This window comes from Rathayibacter sp. AC182 (assembly GCF_979253875.1).
Genome location: NZ_CEEDEK010000002.1, coordinates 70,929 through 83,600, shown reverse-complemented (window position 1 = coordinate 83,600; position 12,672 = coordinate 70,929). Strand labels below are relative to the sequence as shown.

Genomic DNA, 12,672 nt, shown 5'->3' with positions numbered 1-12,672 from the left:
CGGCGGTCCCCGCCCGCCGCGGCGCGGTCGGTTTTCTGAGGGGTGCGTTCTCGAGAGCGGGGCGCGGACGGCTACGACGAATCGCTGGCACGCGATTCGCCGGTTCGCTCTCGACGATGGGCGGCGGTCCCGCCCGCCGCGGCGCGGGTGGCTTCGCGACGGGCGCGTTCCCAGAAGCGGGTTGCGAGCGGCTACGACGAATCGCTGGCACGCGATTCGCCGGTTCGGCTGTGCTCATCTCCGCGGCGGTCCCCGCCCGCCGCGGCGCGGGTGGCTTCGCGACGGGGATGCGTTTCCGAGAGCGGGTCGCGGACGGCTACGACGAATCGCTGGCACGCGATTCGCCGGTTCGCCTCGAACACGAGCGGCGGCGGTAGCGCCACGCGCAACCTCAGCTCCGACAGGGGTGACTCGGCTGTCAGGGTTTCACCCACGTCACAGCTGAGGTTGTGATGCCGAGGCCGGCGCGGAAGCGAGGACACCCGGTGCGCCGCGGAGGGCCCAGCCATCGGGGGTCGGGGGCAGAATTTGAGCTGAGACGCGTGCTCAGTCGCCATCGCGGATGAGCGGCGGTCCTCGCTGACGTTCTGCGCAGCGGGAAGAGACGCGGTTGCCGGGAGGGGCGTGTCGGCGGCCGAGAATAGACTGCTGCGGTGACCAAGAAGCTCCTCCGCATCGCCTCCGTCAACGTCAACGGAGTGCGCGCCGCGTTCCGCAAGGGCATGGGCGACTGGCTCGCCGCGCGCGACGTCGACATCCTCGCCCTCCAGGAGGTGCGCGCGTCCACCGACGACCTCACCGGGCTGCTCGGCGACGAGTGGGACGTGCTGCACGACGAGGCGACCGCCAAGGGCCGCGCCGGAGTGGCGCTCGCATCCCGCGATCGCGCGACGATCCACCGGGTAGCGCTCGGAGCGGACGACTTCGACCTCGCCGGGCGCTGGCTCGAGGCCGACTACGAGGTCGGCGACCGCACGGTCACCGTCGTCTCGACCTACGTGCACTCGGGTGGAGTCGGCACCCCGAAGCAGGACGAGAAGGTGAAGTTCCTCGACGCGATGACCGAGCGGCTCCCCCAGCTGGAGGCACACAACCCGCTCGCCGTCGTGATGGGCGACCTGAACGTCGGCCACCGGACCCTCGACATCAAGAACTGGAAGGGCAACGTCAAGAAGGCCGGCTTCCTCCCCGAGGAGCGCGCCTACTTCGACCGCTTCCTCGGCGCCGAGGGCGAAGAGGGCTACAACGCCGGAGCCGGCCTCGGCTGGATCGACCTGGGCCGCCGCTTCGCCGGCGAGGTGCCCGGCCCCTACACCTGGTGGTCGCAGCGCGGCCAGGCCTTCGACACCGACACGGGGTGGCGCATCGACTACCAGCTCGCCACCCCCGAGCTCGCCGCGCTCGCGCGCAGCTACGAGATCGATCGCGCCGACAGCTGGGACACCCGCTGGTCCGACCACGCCCCCGTCGTCGTCGACTACGAGCTCTGACCCCTCCACCACTCCCCTGCGCGATCACCGCGCCACCGTCTGCAACCGAGGCCTCACCATGACTCCCACCGCTCCGGGCGCCAAGCCCGTCATCTTCTCGGGCATGCAGCCCTCCTCCGGATCGCTGCACCTCGGCAACTACATCGGCGCGCTCACGCAGTGGGTCGCTATGCAGGAGGACTTCGACGCGTACTTCTGCGTCGTCGACCTCCACGCGATCACCGTGCCGCAGGACCCGGCCGAGCTGCGCGAGCGCACCCGCGCGACGGCGGCCCAGTACATCGCGGCCGGCATCGATCCCGAGCGCTCGACCCTGTTCATCCAGCTCGCACGTGCCCGCGCACGCGGAGCTGGCGTGGATCCTCAACACGGTGACCGGCTTCGGCGAGGCGAGCCGCATGACGCAGTTCAAGGACAAGTCGGCGAAGCAGGGCGCGGAGGCGGCCTCGGTCGGCCTCTTCACCTACCCGATCCTGATGGCCGCCGACATCCTGCTCTACCAGACCGACGCCGTGCCGGTCGGCGAGGACCAGCGCCAGCACCTCGAGCTCACCCGCGACCTCGCTGGGCGCGCTTCAACACGCGCTTCGGCGAGACGTTCGCGGTCCCGGAGCCGCACATCGCCCGTGAGACCGCGAAGATCTACGACCTGCAGAACCCCGGCGCCAAGATGTCCAAGTCGGCGGAGTCGGACGCTGGTCTGCTGAGTGTCCTCGACGAGCCGAAGGGCGACCGCGAAGAAGATCATGCGCGCCGTCACCGACACGGAATCGGAGGTCCGGTTCGACCGTGCCGCCAAGCCCGGGGTCTCGAACCTGCTCACCATCTACTCCGTCCTGGCCGACCGGACCGTCGAGTCGCTGGAGCAGGAGTACGCGGGTCGCGGCTACGGCGACCTGAAGAAGGGCCTCGTCGAGGTCGTCGCCGCGACGTTCGGCCCCATCCGCGCGCGGACGGCCGAGCTGCTGGCGGATCCGGCCGAGCTCGACCGTGTGCTGTCCCGCGCCGCCGACCGCGCCTCCGAGACCGCCGAGAAGACCCTCGCGACCGTGTACGACCGCATCGGCTTCCTCCGCCGCACCCGCTGACCCGTGCTGGACGCTCGCGCTCTTCGACCTCGACGACACCCTCTTCCGGCACGCCCGGGCGGTGCAGGAGGGCATCGTCGCGCACGCCGCGGCGCTCGGGAGCGCGTACGCGGGTGAGCCGGCCGATCTCCAGCGGCGCTGGTACGAGCTCGAGGAGGAGCACTACCACCGCTACCTGGCGGGCGAGCTCGACTACGAGGGTCAGCGGCGCGCCCGCGCGATCGCCTTCGCGGCGGACGCGGGCATCGAGCTGACGCCCGAGGAGGCGAGCGAGTGGTTCGCCTCCTACCTCGAGCAGTACGTCGCGGCCTGGACGCTGCACGAGGACGCGCTGCGGGTACTCGACCGGCTCGAGGCGGCGGGCGTGCGGATCGGAGTGATCACGAACGGCGACCTCGACTTCCAGACGCGCAAGATGGACGCGATCGCCCTCTCGGAGCGCGTCGAGCACCTGATCGCGTCGGGCGAGGTCGGAGTGACGAAGCCGGATCCGCGGATCTTCCACGTCGCCTGCGAGCGCTTCGAGTGGCTCCGTCCGGACGCGCTGTACGTCGGTGACCGCCTCGGGACCGACGCGATAGGCGCCGCCCGGGGCGGGCCTCCGCGGTGTCTGGCTCGACCGGGTGGGCGGACCGGAGCACGGACGCGAGCTCCCGGAGGACGCCCGGGAACTGGGTGTGCGGCGGATCGGGTCCCTCGACGAGCCGCCGGAGCTGCTCGGGCTCTGAGCGGGACGGCTTGCGGGGCGATCTCGGCGAGGCGGGGTCTCGACATGCCGCTGCGCGGCTACTCGACCAGCGAGGGCGGGCGCCGTCGGGGGAACGAGAAGCGCCTCGGCACGACCCGAAGGCCGCGCCGAGGCGCTTCACCGATCCGGAGATCACGGCGTTCCTGTTCGCCGCGCTCCGCGAGGCGAACCGGCGGAACTGCGTGCGAGCGTTCCGTCGTAGCCGGACGCGAGACGCTCTCCGCATCGCGACCGTCTGCGAGAGCCGACAGCGCCGCAGCGGGCGAGGACCGCTGCGGAAGGGGTTACGACACGTCTTCGTCGACCCAGTCGAAGGTCTTCGTGACGGCCTTCTTCCAGAGGCGGTACTGGCGGGCGGCCTCGTCCTGGTCCATCGAGGGGGTCCAGCGCGAGTCCTCCTGCCAGTTCTGACGCAGGTCGTCGAGGTTCTCCCAGAAGCCGACCGCAAGGCCCGCGGCGTACGCGGCTCCGAGCGCGGTGGTCTCGGCGACGACCGGTCGGACGACCGGGACGCCGAGGATGTCGGCCTGGAACTGCATCAGCAGGTTGTTGGCGATCATGCCGCCGTCGACCTTGAGCTCCTGCAGGGGCACACCGGAGTCGGCGTTGACGGCGTCCAGGACCTCGCGGGTCTGGAACGCGGGTCGCCTCGAGCGCTGCGCGGGCGATGTGGCCCTTGTTCACGTAGCGGGTGAGCCCGACGAGCGCGCCGCGCGCATCCGATCGCCAGTACGGCGCGAAGAGACCCGAGAACGCCGGCACGAAGTACGCGCCGCCGTTGTCCTCGACGGTCGCGGCGAGCGCCTCGACCTCGGGAGCCGAGCCGATGAGGCCCAGGTTGTCGCGCAGCCACTGGATGAGCGAGCCGGAGACCGCGATCGAGCCCTCGAGCGCGTAGTGCACCTCGCCGTCGCCCAGCTTGTAGCCGATGGTGGTGAGGAGGCCGTTCTTGGAGTGGACGATCTCGGTGCCGGTGTTGAAGATCAGGAAGTTGCCGGTGCCGTAGGTGTTCTTCGCCTCGCCCGGGTCGAACGCCGCCTGGCCGAAGGTGGCGGCCTGCTGGTCGCCCAGGATGCCCGCGATCGGGACCTCGCGCAGCAGCGACGAGGACTCGACGTGGCCGTACACCTCGGAGGAGGAGCAGACCTCGGGGAGCATCGACTTCGGGACGCCGAACGCCTCGAGGATGTCGTCTCGCCACTTCGAGGGTCTCGAGGTCGAGGAAGAGCGTGCGCGACGCGTTGGTGACGTCGGTCTTGTGGACGCCGCCGTCGATGCCGCCGGTCAGGTTCCACAGGACCCAGGTGTCGGTCGTGCCGAAGATCAGGTCGCCCGCCTCGGCCTTCTCGCGCGCACCCTCGACGTTCTCGAGGATCCACACGATCTTGGTGCCCGAGAAGTAGGTCGCGAGCGGGAGGCCCACGATCGACTTGAAGCGGTCCGCACCCTCGTCGCCGGCGAGGCGGTCGACGATCGACTGCGTGCGGGTGTCCTGCCAGACGATCGCGTTGTAGACCGGCTTGCCGGTCGTCCTGTCCCAGACCACCGCGGTCTCGCGCTGGTTGGTGATGCCGACGGAGGCGATGTCGTGGCGGGTCAGGTCGGCACGCGAGAGCGCCTGGCCGATGACCTCGCGGACGTTGTTCCAGATCTCGATCGGGTCGCGCTCGACCCAGCCCGCGCGCGGGAAGATCTGCTCGTGCTCCTTCTGGCCGGTGGAGACGATCGATCCCTTCTTGTCGAAGATGATCGCGCGGGACGACGTCGTCCCCTGGTCGATAGCAATGACGTAGTCAGCCATCAAGTGATTACTCCTTCGTAACGGGGATGAGTGGAGCGCGGATCAGAGGATGGGGAGCAGGACCAGCGAGGACCAGCCGGCGAGCAGTCCGCCGACGATCGGGCCGGCGATCGGCACCCAGGAGTAGGACCAGTCGCTCGAGCCCTTGCCCTTGATCGGCAGGAGGGCGTGCGCGATGCGGGGGCCGAGGTCACGGGCGGGGTTGATCGCGTAGCCGGTCGGGCCACCGAGGGAGGCGCCGATCGCGATCACGAGGATCGCGACGGGCAGCGCACCGAGCGCGGCGAGTCCGCCGTCGCCCTGGCGTCCGCCGCCGAAGCCGATGACGACGAAGACGAGGACGAAGGTGCCGATGACCTCGGTGACGAAGTTCCAGCCGTAGGAGCGGATGGCCGGGCCGGTCGAGAAGACGCCGAGCTTGTTGCCGGGTCGGGCTCCTCGTCGAAGTGCTGCTTGTAGGCGAGCCAGCAGAAGACGGCGCCGAGGATCGCACCGAGCAGCTGCGCCGCGATGTAGGTCAGGATCGACACGATGTCGACCGGCACGCCGGAGCCGAACTCCTCAGCGCCGCTCGCGACCAGGCCGAGCGTGACGGCCGGGTTGAGGTGCGCGCCCGAGTTGTACGAGACGATCACACCGGAGAAGACCGCGAAGCCCCATCCGATGTTCACCATCAGGAATCCGCCGTTGAAACCCTTGTTCTTCACCAGCGCCACGTTGGCGACGACGCCGCAGCCCAGGAGGACGAGCAGCGCCGTCCCCACCAGTTCCGCTAGGAACACCACTCCGAGATTGTCCACGATGACCTTTTCCTCCGATTCGAGCGGACGCACGCAGGCGTCCGGCGCGGGCATCGATGCCCGACGTGTGTGAAGTTATCCGCGCCCCGACACCCCGACAAGGAGCGACGCGTGCACGTTCGTGCGTATCGGCGACGGAAGTCCCGGGGCGAGGACGATCGCGCCGGGACTTCCGTCTTCTTCCGCCTGTCTCCGCTTACGACGCGGGGACGGCGGTCGGCGTCTGGACGGGAGGTGCCTCCGACGTCCACGCCGTTGTACTGCTTGAGGTGCGAGATGGTCGCGTCGACCTCGTCGGCGCGCGTCGCCTCGTCCCAGCCCAGGACCGACCCGGTGTGCTCGGCCAGCTCTTCGAGGAGCTCGCGGCTGAGTCCGCCGGTGAAGGCGTGGTTCGTGCGGCGCATGACCAGGTCGATCAGGTGCACCACGCTCTCGTGGCGGGCCAGGTAGCGGATCTCACCGGTGGTGAAGTCCTTGTCGAAGTCGAGGGCCTCGTCGTGTCCGTCGGCGAGGGCCTCGATGACCTCCTGCGCGCGGGTGCCGTAGCGCTCGAGCAGCTGGCCCGTGCGGGCGGAGGACAGGCCGGAGCGGTGCTGGCTGATCCACTGCGCGCGGGACGCGTCGGTGCGGGGGTAGCCCTTGCCGCCTCCGATGGCCGTCTTCACGGTCGAGACGCGGCGCGTCACTCCGATCTTCGCGAAGACCTCGTTCGAGAGGTGCTCGGAGAGGGCGCGGAAGGTCGTCCACTTGCCGCCGACCAGGCTCAGGACGGGGTCTTCCCGTCGGGCAGCGTCGAGGGCTCGATGCGGTAGTCGCGGGAGACGAAGCCGGGGGTCTCGTCGTCGTGACGGGGCAGGGGGCGGATGCCGGAGAACTTGAAGACGATCTGGTCGCGGTTCACCGGGATGGAGGGGAACACGTGGCTGACGAGCTCGAAGAAGTAGTCGATCTCCTCCTCCGTGCACGGCCGGCTCGTTGGGGTCGGCCTCGATGTCGGTCGTGCCGACCATGACCCGGCCCTTGAGCGGGTAGATGAGGACGATGCGACCGTCGCTGTGCTCGAAGAACATCTCGCGTCCCTCGCAGGCCTCGACCAGCTCGGGGTTGTCGAGCACGATGTGCGAGCCCTTGGTGCCGCCCATGAACTTCGTCGTGGTGCCCAGCGCCGTGTTCGTGAAGTCGGTCCAGGGTCCGGAGACGTTGACGACGACGTCGGCCTGGAAGGCGAACTCCTCGCCGGTCTCGCGGTCGCGCAGGAGCACGCCGCCCTCGGAGGTCTCCGACGGCCTCGACGTAGTTCGCCGCGCGCGCCTTCGTTCCGCCGACGAGTCCGTCGCGCAGGACGTCGAGCGCCAGGCGCTCGGGCTCGTGCACCGACGCGTCGAAGTAGGTGGCGGTGTACTTGATCTTCGGGTCGAGCTTGGGCAGTTCGTTCAGCGAGCGCTTGCGGCCGTGGAACTGGTGGCGCGGCACGACTCCGCCGTCGCGGGAGAAGAAGTCGTACAGGGTGAGGCCGACCTTGATCAGCAGAGCGCCCCGCTCCTGCGGCTTGCCCGACTTGTGCGTCAGGAACCGCATCGGCGCCGCGAGGATGCCCGAGAACGTCGAGTAGATCGGGATCGTGGTCTGCAGCGGCTTCACGTAATGGGAGCGATCTTCAGCAGGCCGTTGCGCTCGTGCACCCCCTCGTTGACGAGGCGGAACTCGCCGTTCTCGAGGTAGCGGATGCCGCCGTGGATCAGTGGGCTCGAGGCGCTGGACGCTCCCGAGACGTAATCGCCGCGCTCGACCAGCGCGACGTCGACGCCGTTCAGCGCGAGCTCGCGGAAGGTTCCGATGCCGTTGATGCCACCGCCGATGACGAGGACGGTCGCTCGGGGGTGTCCCGCAGGGCGGCGATCGCTCTCGCGGATCGCGGGGGTTCCGGGAGTTCCGACAGACTGTGCCACTTCGTACTCGCCTTCGTGTCGTGTGTGTATTCGTCGAGGCCTTCGCGGCAGTATCGGCACCTGGGGGGCGACGATTGATTTCGCGGAGGAATACAGCCATCCTTGACCCGGGAACACATCCGGTCAATACGGGTGGAAATACGTGCAAGGAGCATCTGTGACCCCTGTCCGACCGGTCGTCGAACTCGACGAGACGACGCACGCGACCCATCCCGACAAGACCCGCGACGCGCTCCGCGCGGCTCAGCTCTACTACATGCAGGACCTGACGATGGACGCCATCGCGCACGAGCTGCACACGTCGCGCTCCTCCGTGTCGCGGCTCCTGTCGCACGCCCGCGCGACGGGCCTCGTGGACATCCAGATCCGCTCCCCGCTCGATCGCGCGAGCGCGCTCGGCGGAGGTGCGCGCGCACTTCGACATCACGGCGCACATCGTCCCGGTTCCGGATCACACCAGCGAGATCGACCGGCTGGAGCGCGTCGCCCTCTCGGCTGCGCGGATCCTCGGCCAGTTCATCGACTCCAACATGATCGTCGGCATCGCGTGGGGCTCGACGATGAGCGCGATCAGCCGGCACCTCATCGCCAAGGAGACGCACAACACCCAGATCGTGCAGCTGAACGGCGCGGGCAACACCGAGACCACGGGCATCAACTACTCCAGCGAGATCCTCCGCCGCTTCGGCGACGCCTATGCGGCGAAGGTGCAGCAGTTCCCGGTGCAGGCGTTCTTCGACGATCCGCTCACCAAGCAGGCGGTGTGGCGCGAGCGCTCGACCAAGCGCGTGCTCGAGCTGCAGCAGCGGATGGACGTGGCCCTGTTCGGCCTCGGCTCGCCGTTCGCGGCGGTGCCGTCGAAGGTCTACATCGGCGGCTACCTGGAGCCGGACGACTTCACCTCGCTGAGCGAGTCCGGGGTCGTCGGCGACGTGGCGACGGTGTTCTACCGGGCCGACGGGACCTGGGACGACATCCCCATGAACGAACGTGCAAGCGGCCCGGACCTCTCCACGGTGCGGCGGGCGGCGCGGCGGATCTGCGTGGTCTCGGGGGCGTCGAAGCTGCCGGGGCTCCGCGGGGCGCTGAACGCCGGGCTCATCACGGACGTCATCCTCGACGAGGGCACCGCTCGGGCGCTGATCTCGGACTGACGCCCTCGCGGGATGCCGGTCCGGTCACGCCACGCGGGGCGTACCGGAGTGGCGTCTCGCGGAAGGGACGTCAGGACTCGCGGGCGTGCGCGTCGAGGAACTCGTAGACCTCGGCGTCGTCGATGCCGGGGAAGGTCCCGGAGGGCAGGGGCGCGAGCACGTGCGCGTGCAGACGGGCGCTGGGCCAGGCGTTGCCGTCCCAGCGCGCCGCGAGCTCGGCGGGGGCGCGGCGGCAGCACGACTCGTCCGGGCAGCGGGACAGCTCGCGGCGGTCGGTGTCGCGTCCACGGAAGAAGCGCGCCTCGGCGAAGGGGACCCCGACCGTGATCGAGAACTCCTCCGTGGCGGTCGTGCCGGTCTGCGACGCCGACCAGAAGGTGCCGGCAGGAGTGTCGACGTACTGGTAGTACTCCGTCGTGCGGTTCGTGCGGCTGAAGGCCGAGCGCGCCGACCAGTAGCGGCAGACCACCTGGCCCTCGACGGCTCCCGTCACGTCCGTCGGCAGCGGGAGGTCGTCGTTCTCGTAGGCCTTCTGGATCGATCCGTCGCCCAGCACCCGCAGGAAGTGCATCCGGATGTCGAGGTGCGAGGTGAGGAGGTTCGTGAAGCGCAGCGCGGCGGCCTCGTGAGTGACGCCGAAGCCGTCCCGGAAGTCCTCGACCGAGATGTCGCGGCCGCGCTTCGCCTCCTGCAGGAACGCGACCGCCGGCTCCCGCGGCATGAGGCACGCGGCGGCGAAGTAGTTGATCTCCGAGGCGCTGACGGAGGAAGTCGGCGTACGTCACGGGGCGCTCGTGCCCGAGCAGGCGGTGCGCCATGGCCTGCAGGGCGAGCGCCCGCAGGCCGTGGCCCCCGGGGATCGACGCGGAGGGAGGTAGATCCGCCCGTTGGCCAGGTCGATCACCGAGCGGGCGGAGTGGGGGAGGTCGCCCACGTGGATGATCTCGAAGCCGAGGTGCCTCGCCATCCGCGAGACCGAGTTGTGCGTGAGGGCACCGCCGCGGTGCCCGACCGTCCGGAGCATCTCCCCCGCCACGCTCTCGATCTCGGGCAGGTACGCAGTTGCTCTCGCGCAGCTGGAGTCGCTGCGCGGTGTTCGCGCGCCGCGCCTCCTCGGGGGTGGCGCTGGCCTCGTTCCTGCGCCGCGCGAGTTCGCGGTACACACCGAGGAACGCCTCCAGGACCGGTGTCGCGAGGCCCTTGTTGGCCTTGAACTCCGGCAGGCCGAGAGAGCGGTAGAGCGAGCCCTTCTGCACCCGGGCCAGCTCGATCTCGAGTGCGGCGCGCTCGCTCGGCGGCTCGTCCGAGAGCAGCGCCGCGAGCTCGACTCCGAGCGCTGAGGCCAGCGCCTGCATCAGCGAGAGGCGCGGTTCGCGGCGCCCCGTCTCGATGAGCGACAGCTGGCTCCCGGAGACGCCGACCCGCTCGGCGAGCTGTCCGAGGGTGAGCCCGCGGCGGGTCCGGAAGTGCCGGATCCGCTGCCCGAGCAAGGCGGCGTCGGTGCCGGGCGGGGTGGCGCTGGATGCGGTCACGACGAGCTCCTGCGATCGGTTGTGACAAATGCGGGAAAAGAGCCTTCTTGACAGTCCGGAGACCGTCAAGAGACCCCGATCCTCCTCCATTCTGGCTGCAGGCGCCACACGGACGCCCCTCGACGCACTGATCGAGGCCGACTCCCCACCCGTCGACGACGACATCCCAGAAAGCGGAGCGACCAGTGAGCATCTTCACCAACACCGTGCGGCTCGAGCCGGGCACCCTGACCGCCCCCACCCCGACTCCCGCGGTCGCTGTCCCGCCCGCGCCGCTCGCGCTGCGACGCTGGGTCCGAGAGACGGCGGCGATCCTCCAGCCCGACGCGATCGAGTGGAGCGACGGCTCCCCCGCCGAGTGGTACCGCCTCACCGCGCGCATGGTCGAGGAGGGCAAGCTCCTCCCCTCAACCCGGAGTGGCGCCTCGGCTCGTTCCTCGCCCGCACCGATCCCGACGACGTCGCCCGAGTGGAGGACCGCACCTTCATCTGCACCACGGACGAGGCCGACGCCGGCCCCACCAACAACTGGCGCGAGGCGTCGGCGATGAAGGCGGAGATCGCCCCGTACTTCGAGGGCGCGATGCGCGGGCGCACGATGTATGTCGTGCCGTTCTCGATGGGCCCCATCGGCGGCCCGCTCCGCAGCTCGGCGTGCAGCTCACCGACTCCGCCTACGCCGTGCTCAACATGCGGATCATGGCGCGCGTGGGCGCCGCTCCGCTGGCCGCCTTCACCGAGGAGACCGCGTTCGTGCGGGGCGTGCACTCGGTCGGCTTCCCGCTGCGCGACGCCGACGGCGTCACCCGCGACGACGTCTCCTGGCCGTGCAACGAGACGAAGTACATCACCCAGTTCCCCGAGACCCGCGAGATCTGGTCGTTCGGCTCCGGCTACGCAGCGGCAACGCCCTGCTCGCCAAGAAGTGCTTCGCCCTGCGGATCGCCTCGGCGATGGGCCGCGAGGAGGGCTGGCTCGCCGAGCACATGCTCCTCATCCGCGTCGTCTCGCCGGAGGGGCGGCGGTACCACGTGGCCGCGGCGTTCCCGAGTGCGTGCGGCAAGACGAACCTCGCGATGATGCAGCCGGCCCTGCCGGGCTGGCGCGTCGAGACCCTCGGGGACGACATCACCTGGATGAAGAAGGGCGAGGACGGGCGGCTCTGGGCGATGAACCCGGAGACGGGCTTCTTCGGCGTGGCGCCCGGCACGGGGCGGACCTCGAACCCCAACGCCGTGCACACGCTGTGGGGCAACACGATCTTCACCAACGTGGCGCTGCGCGAGGACGGCGACGTGGTGGGAGGGCCTGACGGACGACGTCCCCGAGCGCCTCACCGACTGGCGCGGGAAGCCGTGGACGCCGGCGTCGGGCACGCCTGCCGCGCATCCGAACGCCCGCTTCACGGCGCCCGCGCTGCAGTGCCCCTCGCTCTCGGACGACTGGGACGCCTTCGAGGGCGTGCCGCTGGACGCCATCGTCTTCGGCGGGCGTCGGGCGACCAACGTGCCGCTCGTGACGCAGGCGACCTCGTGGCAGCACGGAGTGTTCCTGGGCGCGACGATCGCCTCCGAGAAGACCGCCGCAGCGGAGGGCACGGTCGGCGAGCTCCGCCGCGACCCGTTCGCGATGCTCCCCTTCTGCGGCTACAACATGGCCGACTACTTCGCGCACTGGCTCGCGATCGGGGAGGACCTCGGCGAGAAGGCTCCCGCGGTCTTCCAGGTGAACTGGTTCCGCAAGGGCGCCGACGGCTCCTTCCTCTGGCCCGGCTTCGGCGAGAACGCCCGGGTGATCCAGTGGCTGGTGCGCCGACTCGAGGGCACGGCCGACGCGCGCCGCAGCCCGCTCGGGGATCTCCCCGTGGCGATCGACACCCACGGGTTGAACCTCTCGGACGCCGTGAAGGCCGAGCTGTTCTCCGTGCCCGTGGACGCGTGGCTGGACGAGTGCGCGCTGACCGAGGAGTTCTTCGCCCGCTTCGGCGAGCGCCTCCCGGCCGAGCTCACCGCCGAGCTCGCGGCGCTCCGCTTCCGGCTCCTCGCCCAGGAGCTCGCGGTGCCGCACGCGGCCTGACCCGACTCGCAGGCCCCGCGCCTGCGCTCCCTGT

Annotated in this window: 1 protein-coding gene and 9 pseudogenes; 6 read left to right on the top strand and 4 right to left on the bottom strand. The window is 70.1% G+C overall.

The features are described from left to right. The first annotated feature begins 653 nt into the window (after positions 1-653). From AC0CII_RS01285 to AC0CII_RS01270, 4 genes and pseudogenes are all read left to right on the top strand, one after another. The gene (locus AC0CII_RS01285; RefSeq protein ID WP_465228459.1) at positions 654-1,490 is read left to right on the top strand and encodes an exodeoxyribonuclease III; all 837 of its coding nucleotides are present in this window, start codon (positions 654-656) and stop codon (positions 1,488-1,490) included. A gap of 58 nt (positions 1,491-1,548) precedes the next feature. Then, a pseudogene (locus AC0CII_RS01280) lies at positions 1,549-1,758 on the top strand (tryptophan--tRNA ligase); the annotation flags it as partial. A gap of 64 nt (positions 1,759-1,822) precedes the next feature. Further along, a pseudogene (locus AC0CII_RS01275) lies at positions 1,823-2,578 on the top strand (tryptophan--tRNA ligase). Continuing rightward, positions 2,481-3,179 (top strand): annotated as a pseudogene (locus AC0CII_RS01270) (HAD family hydrolase); the annotation flags it as partial. The pseudogenes AC0CII_RS01275 and AC0CII_RS01270, both read left to right, overlap by 98 nt. A gap of 431 nt (positions 3,180-3,610) precedes the next feature. Here the strand turns inward: AC0CII_RS01270 and glpK are convergent. From glpK to AC0CII_RS01255, 3 pseudogenes are all read right to left on the bottom strand, one after another. After that, positions 3,611-5,127, bottom strand: a pseudogene (gene glpK / locus AC0CII_RS01265) (glycerol kinase GlpK). Positions 5,128-5,169: 42 nt separating this feature from the next. After that, positions 5,170-5,981 (bottom strand): annotated as a pseudogene (locus tag AC0CII_RS01260) (MIP/aquaporin family protein). Positions 5,982-6,169: 188 nt separating this feature from the next. Then, a pseudogene (locus AC0CII_RS01255) lies at positions 6,170-7,840 on the bottom strand (glycerol-3-phosphate dehydrogenase/oxidase); the annotation flags it as partial. 292 nt (positions 7,841-8,132) lie between these two features. On the opposite strand from AC0CII_RS01255, the pseudogene AC0CII_RS01250 reads away from it, so the two are divergent. Beyond that, positions 8,133-9,030 (top strand): annotated as a pseudogene (locus AC0CII_RS01250) (sugar-binding transcriptional regulator). A 70-nt stretch (positions 9,031-9,100) separates the two neighbouring features. Here the strand turns inward: AC0CII_RS01250 and AC0CII_RS01245 are convergent. After that, positions 9,101-10,562, bottom strand: a pseudogene (locus AC0CII_RS01245) (helix-turn-helix domain-containing protein). A gap of 227 nt (positions 10,563-10,789) precedes the next feature. Between AC0CII_RS01245 and AC0CII_RS01240 the strand changes: the two are divergent. Then, positions 10,790-12,638: pseudogene (locus tag AC0CII_RS01240) on the top strand (phosphoenolpyruvate carboxykinase (GTP)). Positions 12,639-12,672: the final 34 nt, after the last annotated feature.